Consider the following 22,380-nt stretch of genomic DNA (forward strand, 5'->3'; position numbering starts at 1 on the left):
GGTCACAGAAAATCGGGGCTGGACATCAGTGTGCCAAGTGGCTACACTGACCCTTTGCGCTGCCTGTTAGCTGTCCCCTGCCCGTCACCAGGGGCATGCCCTCACTTCAGCACTGATGGCCGGACTATCCCTGACCAGGGATTTCTGTCTCCGTGCACGGTGAGGGGCCGGTACGCGCGTAGTGAGTCCGAGCCCTCGGAAGGACCCCCTCTTGGCCGCCTCGCGCAATGCCTCGACCGCGAATATGAACAACGGCGCCAGCACCGCCCCGCTGCGCATCTCCTTTGCAAAGATCAAGGAGCCCCTTGAGGTTCCGAACCTGCTCGCGCTGCAGACCGAGAGCTTCGACTGGCTGCTCGGCAACACGGCGTGGCAGAGTCGGGTCGAGGCGGCTCTGGAGTCCGGTCAGGACGTCCCCACCAAGTCCGGTCTGGAGGAGATCTTCGAGGAGATCTCTCCGATCGAGGACTTCTCAGGGTCGATGTCGCTGACGTTCCGCGACCACCGTTTCGAGCCCCCGAAGAACAGCATCGACGAGTGCAAGGACCGCGACTTCACGTACGCGGCTCCGCTGTTCGTCACGGCTGAGTTCACGAACAACGAGACCGGCGAGATCAAGTCCCAGACGGTCTTCATGGGCGACTTCCCGCTCATGACCCACAAGGGCACCTTCGTCATCAACGGCACCGAGCGTGTCGTGGTGTCGCAGCTCGTCCGTTCGCCCGGTGTCTACTTCGACTCCTCCATCGACAAGACGTCCGACAAGGACGTCTTCTCGGCCAAGATCATCCCGTCCCGGGGTGCCTGGCTGGAGATGGAGATCGACAAGCGCGACATGGTCGGTGTGCGTATCGACCGCAAGCGCAAGCAGTCCGTGACCGTCCTCCTCAAGGCCCTCGGTTGGACCACCGAGCAGATCCTGGAGGAGTTCGGCGAGTACGAGTCCATGCGCGCCACCCTGGAGAAGGACCACACCCAGGGCCAGGACGACGCGCTGCTCGACATCTACCGCAAGCTGCGTCCGGGCGAGCCCCCCACGCGTGAGGCCGCGCAGACGCTTCTTGAGAACCTGTACTTCAACCCCAAGCGCTACGACCTCGCCAAGGTCGGCCGCTACAAGGTCAACAAGAAGCTGGGTGCGGAGGCTCCGCTGGACGCGGGCATCCTGACCGTCGAGGACGTCATCTCGACGATCAAGTACCTGGTGAAGCTGCACGCGGGCGAGACCGAGACGGTCGCCGACAGCGGCCAGACGATCGTCGTCGAGACCGACGACATCGACCACTTCGGCAACCGTCGTCTGCGCAGCGTCGGTGAGCTCATCCAGAACCAGGTCCGTACGGGTCTGGCGCGTATGGAGCGTGTCGTCCGCGAGCGCATGACGACTCAGGACGTCGAGGCCATCACGCCGCAGACCCTGATCAACATCCGGCCGGTCGTCGCCTCCATCAAGGAGTTCTTCGGCACCAGCCAGCTGTCGCAGTTCATGGACCAGAACAACCCGCTGTCGGGTCTCACCCACAAGCGCCGTCTGTCGGCCCTTGGCCCGGGTGGTCTCTCCCGTGAGCGGGCCGGCTTCGAGGTCCGTGACGTGCACCCGTCTCACTACGGCCGTATGTGCCCGATCGAGACGCCCGAAGGCCCGAACATCGGTCTGATCGGTTCGCTGGCCTCCTACGGCCGGGTCAACGCGTTCGGTTTCGTCGAGACCCCGTACCGCAAGGTCGTCGACGGCCAGGTCACCGACGAGGTCGACTACCTGACCGCCGACGAGGAGGACCGGTTCGTCATCGCGCAGGCCAACGCCGGCCTGACGGACGAGCTGCGTTTCGCCGAGAACCGCGTCCTGGTCCGCCGGCGTGGCGGCGAGGTCGACTACGTCGCCGGTGACGACGTGGACTACATGGACGTCTCGCCGCGCCAGATGGTGTCGGTCGCGACCGCCATGATCCCCTTCCTGGAGCACGACGACGCCAACCGTGCCCTCATGGGCGCGAACATGATGCGTCAGGCCGTGCCGCTGATTAAGTCCGAGGCCCCGCTCGTCGGCACCGGCATGGAGTACCGCTCCGCCGTCGACGCCGGTGACGTGGTCAAGGCCGAGAAGGCGGGTGTGGTCCAGGAGGTCTCCGCGGACTACATCACCACCGCCAACGACGACGGCACGTACATCACGTACCGCCTGGCCAAGTTCGCCCGCTCCAACCAGGGCACCTCGGTCAACCAGAAGGTCATCGTCAACGAGGGCGACCGGATCATCGAGGGCCAGGTCCTGGCCGACGGTCCGGCCACCGAGAACGGCGAGATGGCGCTGGGCAAGAACCTGCTCGTGGCGTTCATGCCGTGGGAGGGTCACAACTACGAGGACGCGATCATCTTGTCGCAGCGCCTCGTGCAGGACGACGTCCTCTCCTCGATCCACATCGAGGAGCACGAGGTCGACGCCCGTGACACCAAGCTCGGCCCCGAGGAGATCACCCGGGACATCCCGAACGTCTCCGAGGAGGTCCTCGCCGACCTCGACGAGCGCGGCATCATCCGGATCGGTGCCGAGGTCGTCGCCGGTGACATCCTCGTCGGCAAGGTCACGCCCAAGGGCGAGACCGAGCTGACGCCGGAGGAGCGCCTGCTCCGCGCGATCTTCGGTGAGAAGGCCCGTGAGGTCCGTGACACCTCGCTGAAGGTCCCGCACGGCGAGATCGGCAAGGTCATCGGCGTCCGCGTCTTCGACCGTGAAGAGGGCGACGAGCTGCCGCCGGGCGTGAACCAGCTGGTTCGTGTCTACGTGGCGCAGAAGCGCAAGATCACCGACGGTGACAAGCTCGCCGGCCGTCACGGCAACAAGGGCGTCATCTCGAAGATCCTGCCGATCGAGGACATGCCGTTCCTGGAGGACGGCACCCCGGTCGACATCATCCTCAACCCGCTGGGTGTGCCGTCCCGAATGAACCCGGGACAGGTTCTGGAGATCCACCTCGGCTGGCTCGCCAGCCGCGGCTGGGACGTCTCCGGCCTCGCGGAGGAGTGGGCGCAGCGCCTCCAGGTGATCGGCGCCGACCAGGTCGCCCCGGGCACCAACGTCGCCACCCCGGTCTTCGACGGTGCGCGTGAGGACGAGCTCGCGGGTCTGCTGAACCACACCATCCCGAACCGCGACGGCGAGCGCATGGTGCTCCCGACCGGTAAGGCGCGGCTGTTCGACGGCCGTAGCGGTGAGCCGTTCCCGGACCCGATCTCGGTCGGCTACATGTACATCCTGAAGCTGCACCACCTGGTCGACGACAAGCTGCACGCCCGTTCGACCGGTCCGTACTCCATGATCACCCAGCAGCCGCTGGGTGGTAAGGCTCAGTTCGGTGGCCAGCGGTTCGGTGAGATGGAGGTGTGGGCCCTTGAGGCCTACGGCGCCGCGTACGCCCTCCAGGAGCTGCTGACCATCAAGTCCGACGACGTCACCGGCCGCGTGAAGGTCTACGAGGCCATCGTCAAGGGCGAGAACATCCCCGAGCCCGGCATCCCCGAGTCCTTCAAGGTCCTCATCAAGGAGATGCAGTCCCTGTGCCTGAACGTGGAGGTGCTGTCCAGCGACGGTATGTCCATCGAGATGCGTGACACCGACGAGGATGTCTTCCGCGCTGCGGAGGAGCTCGGCATCGACCTGTCCCGGCGCGAGCCGAGCAGCGTCGAAGAGGTCTGACGGGAGTCCGGAGGCCTTCACCACGAAGGCCTCCGGCCCCTGGACCCCCGTATCAGACCCAAAGACTTACGACCCTGAGAGGGATTGACGCATAGTGCTCGACGTCAACTTCTTCGACGAGCTCCGGATCGGCCTGGCCACCGCTGACGACATCCGTCAGTGGAGCCACGGCGAGGTCAAGAAGCCCGAGACCATCAACTACCGCACCCTCAAGCCCGAAAAGGACGGACTCTTCTGCGAGAAGATCTTCGGTCCGACCCGGGACTGGGAGTGCTACTGCGGCAAGTACAAGCGTGTCCGGTTCAAGGGCATCATCTGTGAGCGCTGCGGCGTCGAGGTCACTCGCGCCAAGGTGCGTCGTGAGCGGATGGGCCACATCGAGCTGGCCGCCCCCGTCACGCACATTTGGTACTTCAAGGGCGTCCCGTCGCGTCTGGGCTACCTGCTCGACCTGGCCCCGAAGGACCTGGAGAAGGTCATCTACTTCGCGGCGTACATGATCACGTACGTCGACGAGGAGCGCCGCACCCGCGACCTGCCCTCCCTGGAGGCGCACGTCTCCGTGGAGCGTCAGCAGGTCGAGAACCGTCGCGACGCCGACCTTGAGGCCCGCGCCAAGAAGCTTGAGGCCGACCTGGCCGAGCTGGAGGCCGAGGGCGCCAAGGCCGACGTGCGCCGCAAGGTGCGCGAGGGTGCCGAGCGTGAGATGAAGCAGCTGCGCGACCGTGCGCAGCGCGAGATCGACCGTCTCGACGAGGTGTGGACCCGCTTCAAGAACCTCAAGGTCCAGGACCTTGAGGGCGACGAGCTCCTCTACCGCGAGCTGCGTGACCGCTTCGGCACGTACTTCGACGGCTCGATGGGTGCCGCGGCGCTGCAGAAGCGCCTGGAGTCCTTCGACCTCGACGAGGAGGCCGAGAAGCTCCGCGAGATCATCCGTACCGGCAAGGGCCAGAAGAAGACCCGTGCGCTGAAGCGGCTGAAGGTCGTGTCTGCCTTCCTGCAGACCTCCAACAGCCCCAAGGGCATGGTCCTGGACTGCGTCCCGGTCATCCCGCCGGACCTTCGCCCGATGGTGCAGCTGGACGGTGGCCGCTTCGCGACCTCCGACCTGAACGACCTGTACCGCCGTGTGATCAACCGCAACAACCGCCTGAAGCGCCTTCTCGACCTCGGTGCGCCCGAGATCATCGTGAACAACGAGAAGCGCATGCTCCAGGAGGCCGTCGACGCGCTGTTCGACAACGGCCGTCGTGGTCGCCCGGTCACCGGTCCCGGTAACCGCCCGCTGAAGTCCCTCAGCGACATGCTGAAGGGTAAGCAGGGTCGTTTCCGTCAGAACCTGCTCGGTAAGCGAGTCGACTACTCGGCGCGTTCCGTCATCGTCGTCGGCCCGCAGCTGAAGCTGCACCAGTGCGGTCTGCCCAAGGCCATGGCGCTGGAGCTCTTCAAGCCGTTCGTGATGAAGCGTCTGGTCGACCTGAACCACGCGCAGAACATCAAGAGCGCCAAGCGGATGGTCGAGCGCGGCCGCACGGTCGTGTACGACGTCCTCGAAGAGGTCATCGCGGAGCACCCGGTTCTGCTGAACCGTGCGCCCACCCTGCACCGCCTCGGCATCCAGGCCTTCGAGCCGCAGCTGGTCGAGGGCAAGGCCATCCAGATCCACCCGCTCGTCTGCACCGCGTTCAACGCGGACTTCGACGGTGACCAGATGGCCGTGCACCTGCCGCTGTCCGCGGAGGCGCAGGCCGAGGCCCGCATCCTGATGCTGTCCTCGAACAACATCCTCAAGCCCGCCGACGGCCGTCCGGTGACGATGCCGACCCAGGACATGGTCCTCGGTCTGTTCTTCCTCACCACCGACGGCGAACTGCGTGACACCAAGGGCGAGGGCCGCGCGTTCGGCTCCACGGCCGAGGCGATCATGGCGTTCGACGCCGGCGAGCTCGCGCTGCAGTCGCCGATCGACATCCGCTTCCCGGTGGGCACCATCCCGCCGCGCGGCTGGACCCCGCCGGCGCAGGAGGAGGGCGAGCCCGAGTGGCAGCAGGGTGACACCTTCCGGCTGCGCACCACCCTGGGCCGCGCGCTCTTCAACGAGCTGCTGCCCGAGGACTACCCGTTCGTCGACTACTCGGTGGGCAAGAAGCAGCTCGGCGAGATCGTCAACGACCTGGCCGAGCGCTACCCCAAGGTCATCGTGGCGGCGACGCTCGACAACCTGAAGGCGGCCGGCTTCTACTGGGGCACCCGTTCCGGTGTCACCGTGGCCATCTCCGACGTCGTCGTGCCCGAGGCCAAGAAGGCCATCGTTGCGGGCTACGAGGAGCAGGACGAGAAGGTTCAGAAGCAGTACGAGCGCGGTCTGATCACCAAGGAAGAGCGCACGCAGGAGCTCATCGCGATCTGGACCAAGGCGACCAACGAGGTTGCCGAGGCGATGAACGCGAACTTCCCCAAGACCAACCCCATCTTCATGATGGTTGACTCGGGTGCCCGAGGAAACATGATGCAGATGCGGCAGATCGCCGGTATGCGTGGTCTGGTGTCGAACGCGAAGAACGAGACCATCCCGCGTCCGATCAAGGCCTCCTTCCGTGAGGGCCTCTCCGTGCTGGAGTACTTCATCTCCACGCACGGTGCCCGTAAGGGTCTGGCGGACACCGCCCTGCGTACCGCCGACTCGGGTTACCTGACCCGTCGTCTGGTGGACGTCTCGCAGGACGTCATCATCCGCGAGGAGGACTGCGGCACCGAGCGCGGCCTCAAGCTGGCCATCGCCGAGCGTGGCGCCGACGGCGTCCTGCGCAAGGCGGACAACGCCGAGACCAGCGTGTACGCGCGCTGCCTCGCCGAGGACATCGTCGTCGAGGGCAAGGTGCTCGCCCCGGCGGGCGTCGACCTCGGTGACGTCCTCATCGACCAGCTGGTCGCCGCGGGCGTCGAGACGGTCAAGACCCGCTCGGTCCTGACCTGTGAGTCCGCCGTCGGCACCTGCGCCATGTGCTACGGCCGCTCGCTGGCCACCGGCAAGCTGGTCGACATCGGTGAGGCGGTCGGCATCATCGCCGCCCAGTCCATCGGTGAGCCCGGTACCCAGCTGACGATGCGTACCTTCCACACCGGTGGTGTGGCCGGTGACGACATCACCCAGGGTCTGCCCCGTGTCGTCGAGCTCTTCGAGGCCCGTACCCCGAAGGGTGTCGCCCCGATCTCCGAGGCCTCCGGCCGCGTGCGGATCGAGGAGACCGAGAAGACCAAGAAGCTCGTTGTCACCCCGGACGACGGCAGCGACGAGACGGCGTTCCCGATCTCGAAGCGTGCCAAGGTCCTGGTCCGCGAGGGCGACCACGTCGAGGTGGGCCAGCAGCTCACCGTGGGTGCCACCAACCCGCACGACGTGCTGCGCATTCTCGGTCAGCGTGCCGTCCAGGTCCACCTGGTCGGCGAGGTCCAGAAGGTCTACAACTCGCAGGGTGTGTCGATCCACGACAAGCACATCGAGATCATCATCCGGCAGATGCTGCGCCGCGTGACGATCATCGAGTCCGGCGACGCCGAGCTGCTGCCCGGCGAGCTGGTCGAGCGCTCGAAGTTCGAGACCGAGAACCGTCGTGTGGTGCAGGAGGGCGGTCACCCGGCCTCCGGTCGTCCGCAGCTCATGGGTATCACCAAGGCCTCGCTGGCCACGGAGTCCTGGCTGTCGGCGGCGTCCTTCCAGGAGACGACCAGGGTCCTCACGGACGCGGCGATCAACGCCAAGTCCGACTCCCTGATCGGCCTCAAGGAGAACGTCATCATCGGTAAGCTCATCCCGGCCGGTACGGGTCTGTCCCGCTACCGCAACATCCGGGTCGAGCCGACCGAGGAGGCCAAGGCCGCGATGTACTCGGCCGTCGGCTACGACGACATCGACTACTCGCCGTTCGGCACCGGCTCCGGCCAGGCCGTTCCGCTGGAGGACTACGACTACGGTCCGTACAACCAGTAAGCGAGTCGCTTGAGTTGAAGGGCGGTCACCCCTCGGGGTGGCCGCCCTTCGGCGTACCCACCGCGGTTCGGCCGCCGGGGTCGCGCAGCCGCCAGCTCCCGGTGGTCTCCACGTACAGGACGCAGCGCCGCTGGACGGGGACGGACAGCCGTGCCCCGCCCTGCCCCTCGGCGAGCACCCGGGTCGGGCGGAACGACCCCGTGAGCTGGCGGACGGCGAACGCCGTGTCGCCGCTGTGCTCGAACTCCACCACGCGGGACGCGCCCCGCCTGAGCACGGTCTCCGCGCCGCGGCCGCGTAGCACCCCGCCGTCGACCAGCTTGCGGACCGCGTCCAGCGGCCGCAGCGCGAGCCGCCAGGGCCCGTCGGCCTTGATCTCCACGTAGAGCGAGTCGCCGTCCTGCGCCGGTACGCCGACCTGGGCGCCGTGGTGCCCCAGCAGCCCGTCCAGCAGCAGCTGCCGACGGCCGCCGCGACCCGAGCGGGAGTGCACGGTCAGGTGCTGCTCGACGTCGGTCTCCAGGACCAGCAGCGCGGGCGCGCCCGGCGCGGGCCAGGGCAGGCGCAGCTTCATCGTGCCGAGGCCCTGGCTCCAGGCCACTTCGGTGACGTCCGGGTCGCCGGCACCACCCAGCCGGTCCAGGGCCGCCCGGCCGCGCGCCAGAATCGCCGGGACCTGCCCGGGGTCGGACTGCTTGGCCTGCTCGTACGCGTCGAGCGCGGTGCGGTAGTCCGCGAGTTCCATCGCGTCGGCCGTGTCGCCGGGGGAGTAGGGGTGGGCGCGCAGCAGCTCGCCGTACTCGGTGATGGCCCGCTCGGTCTCCTCGGCGGGCAGGGGGCCGAGGGCCTTGGCGGGGCGGGGCTGGAGCCGGTACGAGACGACTGCCGGCGGGAGGACCGCCGCGACGTAGAGCACCAGGAACAGGGCGCCGTTGCCGAGCGGAAGGCTGCCGGCGACGACGATCATCAGCAGGAGCCCCAGGGAGCCGCTGACCCATCCGCGCAGGAGGGCCTTCGGCCAGCGGCGGGCGGGCGGGATGTCGTTGCCTGCGTTGCGGTTCATGGAGCCACCCCCCGTTCGGCCGTGCGGCCGCTCTGCGTCCTGTAAGTCGAGAGTGCGGGACGACGGGGGTGGACGGACAGGGGGCGGGTTCGGCTGTCTTGGGCGGGGTGAAGTTGCCGGGGGGTGGCAAGGCGGCCGGAGCGGGCCCTCAGGCGGCCCCGGGGCGCATCAGGGTTATCTGCGGGTGCACCCTGATGCCGGAAAGTCCCGGTTCGGCGCATCATGGAGTGACTTGGGCGGGCCGGGGAGGTGCTCCGTGTCGAATCCGTTGCCGTGGCAGTCAGGACAGGGCGTTCCGCAGCAGTGGCAGGCCCCGGCCGGCCCCTCGATGCTCGCCTCGCACGCCGACCGGGAGCGCGCCGTGGACGTGCTCAGGGCGGGATACGCGGAGGGGCGGCTGGAGCAGCCGGAGTTCGAGAAGCGGGTCTCGCGGGCCTACGCGGCGCGCACGGTGGGCGAGCTGGCCCTGCTGGTCGCCGACCTGCCCCAGGGGCCCGTACCGCAGCAGGCGCCCCTCACCCCCGTGGCGCAGACGTTTTTGACGGTGCGTCGGCCGCAGACCAACGGCAAGGCGGTCGGTTCCGCGGTGTGCGGAGTGCTGTGCCTGGTCTCCTTCGGGCTCACCGGTATTCCGGCGGTCGTCCTGGGCCACGCGGCCCGCTCCGAGATACGGCGCACCGGGGAGGGCGGGGACGGATTCGCGCTCACCGGTCTCGTCCTCGGCTGGCTGTCCACCGCGGGCTGGGCGGTGATGCTGACGCTGGCGATCGTGGCGGGCATCGCGTCCGGATGACCGGGGGGAAGTGCCGCGGTGACGTGTGCGGTAGGTGAAATCGAAGATCATCCACGGCGTAGGGGCTTGACATGCTCCGGGTCGCGGTGCGGGCGAGGCTCATTTGTTTTGACCGCAGCGTATGAGGTAGGTACGCTCAGACCTTGTGCCTGGGGTGTGCCCTGGCTCTCGTGCGTGCCTTCAACCGCATAGCGAGCCGTCACTGGCCACCGTAATCTGCGCCCTTTTCGCCTTGCGGCGGGAGTCTGCGGGATTCGACACACCCGACCGCGTGGGTCGGCGACGTTCCAGGTTAGCTTCACCATTCGGCACACAGAAACCGGAGAAGTAGTGCCTACGATCCAGCAGCTGGTCCGTAAGGGCCGGCAGGACAAGGTCGAGAAGAACAAGACGCCCGCACTTGAGGGTTCTCCTCAGCGTCGTGGCGTCTGCACGCGTGTGTTCACGACCACCCCGAAGAAGCCGAACTCGGCCCTGCGTAAGGTCGCGCGTGTGCGTCTGACCAGCGGGATCGAGGTCACCGCTTACATTCCGGGTGAGGGACACAACCTGCAGGAGCACTCCATCGTGCTCGTGCGTGGTGGCCGTGTGAAGGACCTGCCTGGTGTTCGCTACAAGATCATCCGCGGTTCCCTTGACACCCAGGGTGTCAAGAACCGCAAGCAGGCCCGCAGCCGCTACGGCGCCAAGAAGGAGAAGTAAGAATGCCTCGTAAGGGCCCCGCCCCGAAGCGCCCGGTCATCATCGACCCGGTCTACGGTTCTCCTCTGGTCACGTCGCTCATCAACAAGGTGCTGCTGAACGGCAAGCGCTCCACCGCCGAGCGCATCGTCTACGGCGCCATGGAGGGTCTGCGTGAGAAGACGGGCAACGACCCGATCATCACGCTGAAGCGCGCGCTTGAGAACATCAAGCCGACCCTTGAGGTCAAGTCCCGCCGTGTCGGTGGTGCGACGTACCAGGTTCCGATCGAGGTCAAGCCCGGTCGTGCCAACACGCTCGCGCTGCGCTGGCTGGTCGGTTACTCCCGCGCCCGTCGCGAGAAGACCATGACCGAGCGTCTCCTCAACGAGCTTCTCGACGCTTCGAACGGCCTCGGTGCGGCCGTCAAGAAGCGCGAGGACACCCACAAGATGGCCGAGTCCAACAAGGCCTTCGCGCACTACCGCTGGTAGTCGCAGACCCCATCGAGACCGAGAGAAGACTGAAGCCTTATGGCTACCACTTCACTTGACCTGGCCAAGGTCCGCAATATCGGGATCATGGCCCACATCGACGCGGGCAAGACGACCACCACTGAGCGGATCCTCTTCTACACCGGCGTCAGCTACAAGATCGGTGAAGTCCACGACGGCGCTGCCACCATGGACTGGATGGAGCAGGAGCAGGAGCGTGGCATCACGATCACCTCTGCTGCCACCACCTGTCACTGGCCGCTTGAGGACAACGACTACACGATCAACATCATCGACACCCCGGGTCACGTCGACTTCACGGTCGAGGTGGAGCGCTCGCTGCGCGTCCTCGACGGTGCCGTCACGGTGTTCGACGGTGTCGCCGGTGTCGAGCCGCAGTCCGAGACGGTGTGGCGTCAGGCCGACCGTTACGGTGTGCCGCGCATCTGCTTCGTGAACAAGCTGGACCGCACCGGTGCCGAGTTCCACCGCTGCGTCGACATGATCTCGGACCGCCTTGGTGCGCAGCCGCTGGTCATGCAGCTTCCGATCGGTGCCGAGGCCGACTTCAAGGGCGTTGTGGACCTGGTCCGCATGAAGGCGCTCGTGTGGTCCGCCGAGGCCGCCAAGGGCGAGATGTACGACGTCGTCGACATCCCGGCCACGCACACCGAGGCTGCCGAGGAGTACCGCGGCAAGCTGATCGAGGGCGTCGCCGAGAACGACGAAGAGATCATGGAGCTGTACCTGGAGGGCCAGGAGCCCACCGAGGAGCAGCTGTACGCCGCGATCCGTCGCATCACCATCGCGTCCGGCAAGTCCAGCGACACCACGGTCACCCCGGTGTTCTGTGGCACCGCGTTCAAGAACAAGGGCGTTCAGCCCCTGCTCGACGCGGTCGTGCGCTACCTGCCGACCCCGCTTGACGTCGAGGCCATCGAGGGCCACGACGTGAAGGACCCCGAGGTCGTCGTCAAGCGCAAGCCGTCCGACGACGAGCCGCTGTCCGCGCTGGCGTTCAAGATCATGAGCGACCCGCACCTCGGCAAGCTCACCTTCGTCCGGATCTACTCCGGTCGCCTGGAGTCCGGCACCGCTGTGCTGAACTCCGTCAAGGGCAAGAAGGAGCGCATCGGCAAGATCTACCGCATGCACGCGAACAAGCGTGAGGAGATCGAGTCGGTGGGCGCCGGTGACATCGTCGCCGTCATGGGCCTGAAGCAGACCACCACCGGTGAGACGCTGTCCGACGACAAGCAGCCGGTGATCCTGGAGTCCATGGACTTCCCGGCGCCGGTCATCCAGGTCGCCATCGAGCCCAAGTCGAAGGGCGACCAGGAGAAGCTGGGCGTCGCGATCCAGCGCCTGGCCGAGGAGGACCCGTCGTTCCAGGTCCACTCGGACGAGGAGACGGGCCAGACCATCATCGGTGGTATGGGCGAGCTGCACCTTGAGGTGCTGGTCGACCGTATGCGCCGTGAGTTCAAGGTCGAGGCCAACGTCGGCAAGCCGCAGGTCGCGTACCGTGAGACGATCCGCAAGGCCGTCGAGCGCGTGGACTACACCCACAAGAAGCAGACCGGTGGTACCGGTCAGTTCGCCAAGGTGCAGATCGCGATCGAGCCCATCGAGGGCGGCGACGCCTCGTACGAGTTCGTGAACAAGGTGACCGGTGGTCGTATCCCGAAGGAGTACATCCCTTCGGTCGACGCCGGTGCGCAGGAGGCCATGCAGTTCGGCATCCTCGCCGGCTACGAGATGACGGGCGTCCGCGTCACGCTTCTCGACGGTGCCTACCACGAGGTCGACTCCTCCGAGCTCGCGTTCAAGATCGCCGGTTCGCAGGCCTTCAAGGAGGCCGCGCGCAAGGCGTCCCCCGTGCTCCTTGAGCCGATGATGGCCGTCGAGGTCACCACGCCCGAGGACTACATGGGTGAGGTCATCGGCGACATCAACTCCCGCCGTGGTCAGATCCAGGCCATGGAGGAGCGGGCCGGTGCCCGCGTCGTGAAGGGCCTCGTGCCCCTCTCGGAGATGTTCGGCTACGTCGGAGACCTCCGCAGCAAGACGTCGGGTCGCGCAAGCTACTCGATGCAGTTCGACTCCTACGCCGAGGTTCCGCGGAACGTCGCCGAGGAGATCATCGCGAAGGCCAAGGGCGAGTAACGCTCCGCGTTCACACGCTTTAGGCTTGACTCCGGAGCCTCACGGGGCATTCCGACACAATCGTGGCGGAGTGCCCCCCCGGGCCCGGGCTTTCCAGCAAAGATCACCTGGCGCCGATGAAGTAAGGCGTACAGAACCACTCCACAGGAGGACCCCAGTGGCGAAGGCGAAGTTCGAGCGGACTAAGCCGCACGTCAACATCGGCACCATCGGTCACATCGACCACGGTAAGACGACCCTCACGGCCGCCATTACCAAGGTGCTGCACGACGCGTACCCGGACCTGAACGAGGCCTCGGCGTTCGACCAGATCGACAAGGCTCCTGAGGAGCGCCAGCGCGGTATCACCATCTCCATCGCGCACGTCGAGTACCAGACCGAGACGCGTCACTACGCCCACGTCGACTGCCCCGGTCACGCGGACTACATCAAGAACATGATCACCGGTGCTGCCCAGATGGACGGCGCCATCCTCGTGGTCGCCGCCACCGACGGCCCGATGCCGCAGACCAAGGAGCACGTGCTCCTGGCCCGCCAGGTCGGCGTTCCGTACATCGTCGTCGCCCTGAACAAGGCCGACATGGTGGACGACGAGGAGATCCTGGAGCTCGTCGAGCTTGAGGTCCGCGAGCTGCTCTCCGAGTACGAGTTCCCGGGCGACGACCTGCCGGTCGTCAAGGTCTCGGCGCTCAAGGCCCTTGAGGGCGACAAGGAGTGGGGCCAGTCCGTCCTCGACCTGATGAAGGCCGTCGACGAGAACATCCCGCAGCCCGAGCGTGACGTCGACAAGCCGTTCCTGATGCCGATCGAGGACGTCTTCACGATCACCGGTCGCGGTACGGTCGTCACCGGCCGTATCGAGCGTGGTGTCCTCAAGGTCAACGAGACCGTTGACATCGTGGGCATCAAGCAGGAGAAGACCACCACCACGGTCACCGGCATCGAGATGTTCCGCAAGCTGCTCGACGAGGGCCAGGCCGGTGAGAACGTCGGTCTGCTGCTCCGCGGCATCAAGCGCGAGGACGTCGAGCGCGGCCAGGTCATCATCAAGCCGGGCTCGGTCACCCCGCACACCGAGTTCGAGGCGCAGGCCTACATCCTGTCCAAGGACGAGGGTGGCCGCCACACGCCGTTCTTCAACAACTACCGTCCGCAGTTCTACTTCCGTACGACTGACGTGACCGGTGTTGTGACCCTCCCCGAGGGCACGGAGATGGTCATGCCGGGCGACAACACTGAGATGAAGGTTGAGCTCATCCAGCCCGTCGCCATGGAAGAGGGCCTGAAGTTCGCCATCCGTGAGGGTGGCCGGACCGTGGGCGCCGGCCAGGTCACCAAGATCACCAAGTGATTTTGGCCGACCCGGTAGACCTCTAGGTCTCTGAAGGGGCCCGTACGACTTCGGTCGTGCGGGCCCTTTCCGCATCCCTGGATCAGGAGCCGTTGCGCGCCCGGAAGACCGCCGCCACGGCCACCGCGTCCTGGCGGTCCGGTGGTACGAGGCGGCGCATGAGCGCGATCAGGTCGTCGCCGAACAGCGGGTAGAGCGCACAGTCGTCGATGCTCAGGGGCCGGCGGTAGGGGATGTCGACGTCCTGGAAGCCGACGCGTTCCAGCTTGTGCACGAGGTCGGCCTCGGCCAGGGCGCCCGCGACACAGCCCGCCCAGGCGGCGGGGCTGGACAGCACCTCTGGGGGCAGGTCGTCCCGGTTCACGGTGAGGTCGGCGACGCAGAAGACTCCGTCGGGACGCAGTACGCGGGCGCACTCGGCCAGGACGCGCGCCTTGCGCGGGGACAGGTTGATCACGCCGTTGGAGATCACCACGTCCACCGAGGCGTCCGGGAGGGGGATCGCCTCCAGCTCGCCCTCCAGGGGCTCGATGTTCGTCAGGCCCGCCTCGGACGCGGCGTGCGCCGTGCGGGCCAGCATCTCGGGCAGGAAGTCGAGGGCGAAGACCCGGCCGACGGGACCGGTGCGGCGGGCCGCGAGGACGGAGTCGATGCCGCCGCCGCAGCCGAGGTCCAGGACCGTGTCGCCGGGGCTGATGTCGGCGTACCTCAGGTGGTTGGCGACGCCGAGGGAGCGTTCGGCCGCGCAGGCGGGCACCGTCGACAGCTCCTCGGGGGAGTAGAGCGCGCGGGCCACCGCCTCGGTCGTCGGCGGCACATGCCGGTAGGCGTCCCGGACCAGTTCCTTGATCTCGGCGCTGTGCATCAGGTCGCGGTTCATCGCCCCAGGTCCTCCAGAGTGGCGTGCAGTCGTGCCAGGACGTCGGAGGGGACGTCCGTGTGCCCCGAGGCGGCCAGGAAGCGCCGCAGCTCCACGGCGAACTCCAGCTCGCCGCAGCAGCGCAGACAGACGGCCAGGTGTTCCTCCACCGCCGCGCGGTCGGCCGGTCCGACGGTGGCGTCCAGGTAGTCCCAGAGCCGTTCCACCGCCTCGGAGCAGGTGATCACCGCCTGACCTCCTTCAGCAGTCCGTTCGTCTGCGCGTAGTCCCACATGCGCTTCTCGAAGAGCTTGCGGCCCCGGTGCAGCCGCGCCAGCACCGTGCCCAGGGGCACCTGGAGGATCGTCGCGGTCTCCTTGGCCAGGTAGCCCTGCATATGGACCAGGACGAGCGGGACCCGGTAGATGTCCGGCAGGCCCAGCAGAACGGCCCGTACGTCCTCCGGGCCGAAACCCTGGAGGAAGTCGAGATGGAGCGAGTCCGAGTACGGGAACGGGTCCTCGTAGGCGATCTTCCTGAAGAGGGAGAAGTCCTCGGCCTCCCCGAAGTCCACCGGCTCCGGCTGCCGGGCCCTGGCCCGGAGACGGTCGCGGCAGCAGTTGACGAGGATGCTGCGCAGCCAGGCCGCCGCGGCCGCCTGTTCGTGCAGCTGCCCGTACCGCTCGAACGCCTTGACCATGCAGTCCTGGACGGCGTCCTCGGCCTCGTCGCCCACGAGCGCCCGGGCGGCCGCGTACAGGCGCGGGAGCTGTTCACGCACCAGGGTGCGGAACTCCTCCAGCTGCCGGGATGACTGGGCGACCGGCATCGACACCACATACTCAGGACGGTTCGGCGTACTGCCTTATTGCATTTTTTCGGAATGCAGTGATTTGAGCCATCCGGGGCGTCCAAGACGTATGAGCGCATCAATGGACACCCTGGACGTCAGGGAACTGGAAACCAAGGTCAAGGACGTCTACCAGCAGGTGGCCCTCGCCCCGTACGGTCCCTTCCACTTCGAACTGGGCCGGGCCCTGGCCGAACGGCTGGGCTACCCCGCCGACGTGCTCGACCGCGTCCCGGCCGGTGCCGTCGAGTCCTTCGCCGGCGTCGGCCACGCACTCGACCTGGCCGCCCTCCGGCCCGGCGAGACGGTGCTGGACCTGGGCAGCGGCTCGGGCACGGACGTCTTCTGCGCCGCACTGGCCGTCGGCCCGTCGGGGCGCGTCATCGGCGTCGACTTCACCCCGGAACAACTGGACAAGGCACGGCGCCTCGCCGAGGCCCACGCGTTCGGACAGGTGGAGTTCCGGGAGGGACACATCGAGGAGCTGCCCGTCGCCGACGACAGCGTCGACTGCGTGATCTCCAACGGCGTGATCAACCTGTCGCCCCGCAAGGACCGGGTCTTCACCGAGGCGGCCCGAGTCCTGCGCCCCGGCGGCCGGCTCGCCCTCGCCGACCTCGTCACGGACCGGCCGCTCGGCGACGCCATCACCGCGCAGGCCGAACTGTGGGCCTCGTGCATCGCCGGCGCCGCCCTGGAGGACACCTACCGGCATCTGATCGAGACGGCGGGCCTGCGCGTCGTACGCACCCGCCCGAACCAGTACGGCTTCCTCACCGAGCGGGCCCGCAGCGCGAGCGTCCGCTACGGCGTCAAGAGCATCTCCCTGCTCGCGCGTCTCCCGGGAGGCACATCATGACGACCTTCGCCCATCACCGCCCCCACGCCAGGGCCGCCGCCCTGGACAGCCCCGCGGCCCTGCGGCTCGGCTCCGCGCTCATGGCGCTCGCCGGGATCGGGTTCATCGGCTACGCGGTGATCTTCTTCGTCCGCAACTTCACCGGATCGTTCCTGGAGCTGGGCGTCGGCTCGGCCGAGGCCGGTACCAGCAAGGAGGGCATCAAGGCATTCAGCCCCGATCTGTACGAGTACATCTCCCACCTGCACATCGCCGTGTCCGGATTCATCGCCGCGGCCGGGCTCGCGGTCGTGGCGCTCGCCTGGTTCGGCGTCCGGCAGGGCCTGATGTGGGCCTATGTGACGGCGGTGGCGGTCCCCGTCCTCGGGCTGGCGGTCGCCCTGCCCGCCCACTACCCCTACGACCTCGACACCCTCGGCCACCTCGGCCTGATCTACCTGGCCACGGCCGTGTTCGTCGTCGGGGCGGCGATCGCCCTGAAGCCGCTGCTGACGGCGCGGAAGCGCTGACCCCCGCCGGCTGCCGGGCGCGCACGGCAGCCGACGGATGAAGCGCCGGACAACACTGTGCGACGTCTTTGTGCTGCTTGTGGCAATTTCACCCCGTCCGTGCGAGGAACGCCCTTGTCTGGTCGCCGAGAGCTCTCGGAAGGACGGGTCGGTCAGTGCGGATGCGCGAAGCGGGCGGTGGGACGACGACGATCCCCAGGCGGGCGGTGAGCGACATACGGCACCCGCTGCGGCCGCTGCGCACTCGGCGGCTGTACGCCGTCGACGGCATCCGGCTGGTCGCCGCCCTGATGGTCGTACTGCACCACTTCGCCGGCACCCGGCGTGTCGACGAGCCCGGTAACGCGATCTGGGGCCGGCCGGTGTCGGAGATCATGCCGTCGGTGTTCCGGGTCGCCTCCTACGGCTGGATCGGCGTCGAGATCTTCTTTGTGATCAGCGGCTTTGTGATCTGTATGTCGTGCTGGGGGCGTACGCCGAGGCAGTTCTTCGTGTCGCGGGTGATCCGGCTGTATCCGGCGTACTGGTTCGCGGTGCTGTTCACGACGGGTGTGCTGGTGGCCGTGCCGGGGGTGTGGGAGCGCCTGCCGGTGCGGGAGGTGCTGCTCAACCTGACGATGCTGCAAGCGGGCTCGGATGTGCCGAACGTCGACTTCGTCTACTGGACGCTGTGGTCGGAGCTGCGTTTCTACCTGCTCTTCCTGGTCGTCGTCGCGATGGGGCTGACGTACCGCAGGGTCGTCGTCTTCTGCTGTGTGTGGGGCGCGGCGGCGATGCTCGCGCCGGTCTCGGACTTTCCGTTGCTGGTGCTGGTCGCCAACCCGGACGGCGCCTGGTACTTCATCGCGGGCCTGGCGCTCTACCTCATGCACCGGTTCGGCCAGGACCTGCTGCTGTGGGGGATCCTCGCGATGGCCTGGCTGATGGGCCAGCTGGAGCTGGGGGAGCGGGTCGCGTACGAGGGTGTGTCCGGCTGGCGGGGTGCGGTGCTGATCTTCACGGTGTTTCTGCTGGTGATGGTGGCGGTGGCGCTGGGGTACGCCGACCGGATCCGCGGGAAGTGGCTGGTGACGGCGGGCTGTCTGACGTATCCGCTGTATCTGACGCACTACATGGCCGGTACGGCGGTCATCAGCCGGCTGCACGGGACGATGGACGCGCGTCTGCTGGTGGGGGTGCTGATCGCGGGGTTCCTGGTGCTGAGCTGGCTGGTGCACCGACTGGTGGAGCGGCCGGTGGCGCGGGTGGTGAAGAGGGGGCTGGACTCGTCGTTCGAGCGGCTGCGGGCGGGGCGGTGAGGTGGTTCCGGTTCGATCACGGGTTCGGTACATGTCCGTGACAGCTGAGTGAGCGGCCGGGTCGCCGCTTTGAATGGTCACGCGTGTCAACCGCCCGACGAGAGTGAGCCCGTGACTACCGATCAGCCGGGGGAGCAGCCCTCCCTCTCCGACGAGCAGCTGGAGTCCTTCCTGCGCGAGGTCACGGAGGGCGGTTCGGTCTCCGCACCGAAGGAGCCGTCGGCCCGGGCGCGGATGGTGACCCAGCGGCTGCGGGAACAGGACGAGGCGGCGGAACGGGACCGTAAGCGCGGCTGGGGACGGAAGCCGGCGCCCGCGGAGCCGCCCGGCTGGCGTACGGGGCCCTCGTCGCTGGACATGAAGCGCCGGCGCAGGCTCTGGCCTGCGCTCGCCGTGCTGGCGTGCGTGGCGGTGGCGGTGATCGCGGTGCGGCCGTCGCTGGTGCTGGGCGACGACTCGTCGTCGGAGCCCGCCGCCCCGTCCACCTCCGCCGACGCCGAACTGCCCACGCTCGACGAGCCGTTCCGCGGATCACCGGCGCAGACCTGGGCCGAGGGCGCGGACGCCATCGAACTGCCGCCCGCGAAGGCGGCGGGCGGAATGAGCAAGGACGAGGTGGCACTGGCCCTGCGCCGCACGAAGGAGTTCCTGGTCGGGACGAACCTGGACCCGGAGGTCCTGCGGGGCGGGCAGCCCACGGAGGCGATGGCCCTGCTGGATCCGGAGCAGCCGGACCTGCTCTCGGGCCTGAGAAGCTCACTCCGCTCCCCGACCGAGGAGAACGACCCCATCGGCCTCGTCAGCCGCTTCGACCCGGACGAGGTACGGCCGGCCGGGGACGTGGTGAAGGTGCGGGGCTCCATGGCCTTCGAGGCCGGCAAGGGCGGGCAGGTCCGGGTGCACGCCGACTACACCTTCGTCTACCCGCTGGTGAGGGCCTCGGGCGAGGACGACCGGGTCGCACGCACCATCGTCCGCCGCGACCTGACGACGACACTGGCCGACCCCGCCAAGTGGATCTCCACGGAAGGGAAGCTGGCGATCGAGAGGTACGCGGTCGACACCTTCAACAACGAGTGCGAGGTCTACGACGGGTACCTCCACCCCGTCTTCCCCGGCAACGACCCGACGAGGTCACCGACGACGGGCGCCGCCAGGGACCCCTACGACCGCAGCGAGTCCCTCGCGGAGCAGAAGCCCGAGGAGTGCGGGCGGCTCACCCGGTCCTGATCGGGCGGGCAATCCCGGAGCGCGGTGGCCTCGTGTTTGACCTGCGTCACTCTCGGGGTATTCTCTCCGGCTCGATTGGCCAGGCCCCTGCCCCATATGGCAGACTGTCGGAGTTGCTCGGTCGAGTGTTGATGCTGCGCGCCTCCCGCCGGGAGGACCGGAAGCGAGTCCCACAGTACTCGTCGCCCTAACTGCCGTAAGGCAGCGCTGGGGCGGACGTACGGGAATCTTCCGGGAAGTGTCAGTGCGGCGCCGACCAGGCACCCGGTGGGCCTTCCGCCCTCGGCTTGCGGTTCCGGAAGGGCCGTGTTCCCAGACAAGGGATGCTCGGACAAGGGGCATCTGTGTCAGCGGGAGCGCGACACGCCCGACCGCGTGGGTCGGAGAGGCGGGGCGAGGAACACCGGGTTCCAGAGCGTTATGAGACGAAGGACTACTGAGTAGCCATGGCGGGACAGAAGATCCGCATCCGGCTCAAGGCCTACGACCACGAGGTCATCGACTCCTCGGCGAAGAAGATCGTCGAGACGGTGACCCGCACTGGTGCGTCGGTCGCGGGCCCGGTGCCGCTGCCCACTGAGAAGAACGTGTACTGCGTCATCAAGTCGCCGCACAAGTACAAGGACTCGCGCGAGCACTTCGAGATGCGCACGCACAAGCGCCTGATCGACATCCTCGACCCGACGCCCAAGACCGTTGACTCTCTGATGCGACTCGACCTCCCGGCCGGTGTCGACATCGAGATCAAGCTCTAAGGGCTGGTGATCTGAGAATGGCTAAGCAGATCAAGGGCATCCTGGGCGAGAAGCTCGGCATGACGCAGGTGTGGGACGAGAACAACCGTGTTGTTCCGGTCACCGTCGTCAAGGCCGGCCCCAACGTCGTGACCCAGGTTCGTACGAACGACGTCGACGGCTACGAGTCGGTCCAGATCGCCTTCGGCGAGATCGACCCGCGCAAGGTGAACAAGCCCCTCAAGGGCCACTTCGCCAAGGCCGACGTCACCCCCCGTCGCCACCTCGTCGAGATCCGCACCGCTGACGCCTCCGAGTACACGCTCGGCCAGGAAGTCACGGCCGAGGTCTTCGAGGCCGGCGTGAAGGTCGACGTCACCGGCAAGAGCAAGGGCAAGGGCTTCGCCGGTGTCATGAAGCGTCACAACTTCAAGGGCCTCGGCGCCGGTCACGGCACCCAGCGCAAGCACCGCTCTCCCGGTTCCATCGGTGGCTGCGCCACCCCGGGCCGTGTGTTCAAGGGCCTCCGCATGGCGGGTCGTATGGGCAACGAGCGGGTCACCACCCAGAACCTGACCGTCCACGCCGTTGACGCGGAGAAGGGTCTGCTGCTCATCAAGGGCGCGGTTCCCGGTCCGAACGGCGGCCTCGTCCTGGTCCGCACCGCGGCCAAGGGGGCCTGAGGTAACCGATGAGCACTGTTGACATCCTTTCGCCGGCGGGCGACAAGGCCGGTTCCGTCGAGCTCCCCGCGGAGATCTTCGACGTAGAGAAGATCAGCGTCCCGCTGCTTCACCAGGTCGTCGTCGCGCAGCTGGCCGCTGCCCGCCAGGGCACGCACAAGACCAAGCGTCGTGGCGAGGTCCGTGGTGGTGGCAAGAAGCCTTACCGCCAGAAGGGCACCGGTCGCGCCCGTCAGGGTTCGACCCGCGCGCCGCAGTTCGCCGGTGGTGGCGTCGTGCACGGTCCCGTGCCGCGTGACTACTCGCAGCGGACCCCGAAGAAGATGAAGGCCGCGGCCCTGCGCCACGCCCTCACCGACCGGGCCCGCAACAACCGCATCCACGTCGTCTCCGGCGTCATCGAGGGTGAGAGCCCGTCGACGAAGGCCGCGAAGACGCTCTTCGGCAAGATCAGCGAGCGCAAGAACCTGCTGCTCGTCATCGAGCGTGCCGACGAGGCCGCGTGGCTGTCCGCCCGCAACCTGCCCCAGGTCCACATCCTGGAGCCGGGCCAGCTGAACACGTACGACGTTCTCGTCTCGGACGACGTGGTCTTCACCCAGGCCGCTTTCGAGTCCTTCGTGTCTGGCCCCCAGGCCGCTGACACCGAAGGGAGCGAAGCCTGATGGCTACGCGTCACCCGAGCATTGCCTCGAAGGCCGCCAAGGCCGCCAAGGCCGCGCGCGTCGCCAAGGCGCGTCGCCACGAGGCCGAGGGCAAGAACACCGTCGTCACGCCCGCCAGCAAGGCGTTCACGGACCCCCGTGACATCCTGCTGAAGCCGGTCGTCTCGGAGAAGAGCTACGCGCTTCTCGACGAGGGCAAGTACACGTTCATCGTGGACCCGAGCGCCAACAAGACCCAGATCAAGCAGGCCGTCCAGGCGGTCTTCCAGGTCAAGGTCACCGGGGTCAACACGATCAACCGCCAGGGCAAGCGCAAGCGGACCCGCACCGGCTTCGGCAAGCGTGCCGACAGCAAGCGCGCGATCGTGACCCTTGCCGAGGGCGACCGTATCGACATCTTCGGCGGTCCGACCGCGTAAGCGGGTCGGATCGTCCGATATCGGACGAGGACTGA

General features: G+C 67.5%; 19 protein-coding genes. 15 read left to right on the forward strand and 4 right to left on the reverse strand.

Annotated elements, in window-relative coordinates:
* The first annotated feature begins 211 nt into the window (after window positions 1–211).
* Together rpoB and AB0Q90_RS23365 are read left to right on the forward strand one after the other, a co-directional pair.
* Window positions 212–3,697 (forward strand): DNA-directed RNA polymerase subunit beta, encoded by a 3,486-nt coding sequence (gene rpoB, locus AB0Q90_RS23360; protein ID WP_363159182.1) that lies wholly within the window; start codon window positions 212–214, stop codon window positions 3,695–3,697.
* 94 nt (window positions 3,698–3,791) lie between these two features.
* Entirely contained in the window at window positions 3,792–7,691 is a 3,900-nt protein-coding gene (locus AB0Q90_RS23365; RefSeq protein WP_363159181.1) for a DNA-directed RNA polymerase subunit beta', read from the forward strand.
* 25 nt (window positions 7,692–7,716) lie between these two features.
* Here the strand turns inward: AB0Q90_RS23365 and AB0Q90_RS23370 are convergent, their stop codons facing one another.
* Entirely contained in the window at window positions 7,717–8,754 is a 1,038-nt protein-coding gene (locus AB0Q90_RS23370) for a hypothetical protein (RefSeq protein ID WP_363159180.1), read from the reverse strand.
* A 328-nt stretch (window positions 8,755–9,082) separates the two neighbouring features.
* Between AB0Q90_RS23370 and AB0Q90_RS23375 the strand changes: the two genes are divergently transcribed.
* From AB0Q90_RS23375 to tuf, 5 genes are all read left to right on the forward strand, one after another.
* The gene (locus AB0Q90_RS23375; protein ID WP_363159431.1) at window positions 9,083–9,547 is read left to right on the forward strand and encodes a DUF1707 and DUF4190 domain-containing protein; all 465 of its coding nucleotides are present in this window, start codon (window positions 9,083–9,085) and stop codon (window positions 9,545–9,547) included.
* A gap of 330 nt (window positions 9,548–9,877) precedes the next feature.
* On the forward strand, window positions 9,878–10,249 hold the full coding sequence (rpsL, locus tag AB0Q90_RS23380; RefSeq protein ID WP_003948652.1) for a 30S ribosomal protein S12: 372 nt from the start codon (window positions 9,878–9,880) through the stop codon (window positions 10,247–10,249).
* Between the two features lie 2 nt (window positions 10,250–10,251).
* Window positions 10,252–10,722: a 30S ribosomal protein S7 gene (gene rpsG, locus AB0Q90_RS23385; RefSeq protein WP_003992340.1), complete on the forward strand. Its 471-nt coding sequence runs from the start codon at window positions 10,252–10,254 to the stop codon at window positions 10,720–10,722.
* Between the two features lie 39 nt (window positions 10,723–10,761).
* Window positions 10,762–12,888, forward strand: a complete 2,127-nt coding sequence (gene fusA, locus AB0Q90_RS23390; protein ID WP_363159179.1) for an elongation factor G — start codon at window positions 10,762–10,764, stop codon at window positions 12,886–12,888.
* A 157-nt stretch (window positions 12,889–13,045) separates the two neighbouring features.
* A complete protein-coding gene (tuf, locus tag AB0Q90_RS23395; protein WP_363159178.1) occupies window positions 13,046–14,239 on the forward strand; it encodes an elongation factor Tu in 1,194 nt (397 codons plus the stop codon).
* An 82-nt stretch (window positions 14,240–14,321) separates the two neighbouring features.
* Here the strand turns inward: tuf and AB0Q90_RS23400 are convergent, their stop codons facing one another.
* The 3 genes from AB0Q90_RS23400 to AB0Q90_RS23410 are packed head-to-tail and all read right to left on the reverse strand — an operon-like array spanning window position 14,322 to window position 15,927.
* Window positions 14,322–15,119, reverse strand: coding sequence for a methyltransferase domain-containing protein (locus AB0Q90_RS23400; RefSeq protein ID WP_363159177.1), 798 nt, complete (start codon window positions 15,117–15,119; stop codon window positions 14,322–14,324).
* Window positions 15,116–15,346, reverse strand: a complete 231-nt coding sequence (locus tag AB0Q90_RS23405) for a zf-HC2 domain-containing protein (protein WP_363159176.1) — start codon at window positions 15,344–15,346, stop codon at window positions 15,116–15,118. The genes AB0Q90_RS23400 and AB0Q90_RS23405 overlap by 4 nt, the downstream gene beginning before the upstream one ends.
* Window positions 15,343–15,927 (reverse strand): RNA polymerase sigma factor, encoded by a 585-nt coding sequence (locus tag AB0Q90_RS23410; protein WP_363159175.1) that lies wholly within the window; start codon window positions 15,925–15,927, stop codon window positions 15,343–15,345. Before AB0Q90_RS23410 ends, AB0Q90_RS23405 begins: the two co-directional genes overlap by 4 nt.
* Before the next feature lie 91 nt (window positions 15,928–16,018).
* Between AB0Q90_RS23410 and AB0Q90_RS23415 the strand changes: the two genes are divergently transcribed.
* The 8 genes from AB0Q90_RS23415 (at window position 16,019) to rplW (ending at window position 22,345) form a co-directional block, all read left to right on the forward strand.
* Complete coding sequence (locus AB0Q90_RS23415; protein WP_363159174.1) at window positions 16,019–16,807, forward strand: methyltransferase domain-containing protein; 789 nt, start codon at window positions 16,019–16,021, stop codon at window positions 16,805–16,807.
* Window positions 16,804–17,316, forward strand: coding sequence for a hypothetical protein (locus AB0Q90_RS23420; RefSeq protein WP_363159173.1), 513 nt, complete (start codon window positions 16,804–16,806; stop codon window positions 17,314–17,316). Before AB0Q90_RS23415 ends, AB0Q90_RS23420 begins: the two co-directional genes overlap by 4 nt.
* Window positions 17,317–17,477: 161 nt before the next feature.
* A complete protein-coding gene (locus tag AB0Q90_RS23425) occupies window positions 17,478–18,614 on the forward strand; it encodes an acyltransferase (RefSeq protein ID WP_363159430.1) in 1,137 nt (378 codons plus the stop codon).
* Between the two features lie 111 nt (window positions 18,615–18,725).
* Window positions 18,726–19,844 (forward strand): hypothetical protein, encoded by a 1,119-nt coding sequence (locus tag AB0Q90_RS23430; protein ID WP_363159172.1) that lies wholly within the window; start codon window positions 18,726–18,728, stop codon window positions 19,842–19,844.
* 446 nt (window positions 19,845–20,290) lie between these two features.
* On the forward strand, window positions 20,291–20,599 hold the full coding sequence (rpsJ, locus tag AB0Q90_RS23435; RefSeq protein WP_003948644.1) for a 30S ribosomal protein S10: 309 nt from the start codon (window positions 20,291–20,293) through the stop codon (window positions 20,597–20,599).
* A 17-nt stretch (window positions 20,600–20,616) separates the two neighbouring features.
* On the forward strand, window positions 20,617–21,261 hold the full coding sequence (gene rplC, locus AB0Q90_RS23440) for a 50S ribosomal protein L3 (protein WP_062706771.1): 645 nt from the start codon (window positions 20,617–20,619) through the stop codon (window positions 21,259–21,261).
* 8 nt (window positions 21,262–21,269) lie between these two features.
* Window positions 21,270–21,926, forward strand: coding sequence for a 50S ribosomal protein L4 (gene rplD, locus AB0Q90_RS23445; RefSeq protein WP_363159171.1), 657 nt, complete (start codon window positions 21,270–21,272; stop codon window positions 21,924–21,926).
* Window positions 21,926–22,345 carry a 50S ribosomal protein L23 gene (gene rplW / locus AB0Q90_RS23450; RefSeq protein WP_363159170.1) on the forward strand — a complete coding sequence of 140 codons (420 nt, stop codon included), beginning with the start codon at window positions 21,926–21,928 and terminating at the stop codon, window positions 22,343–22,345. The genes rplD and rplW overlap by 1 nt, the downstream gene beginning before the upstream one ends.
* Window positions 22,346–22,380 lie beyond the last annotated feature (35 nt).

Origin of the sequence: Streptomyces sp. NPDC079141, assembly GCF_040686775.1 — a bacterium.
Classification (GTDB): Bacteria; Actinomycetota; Actinomycetes; order Streptomycetales; family Streptomycetaceae; genus Streptomyces.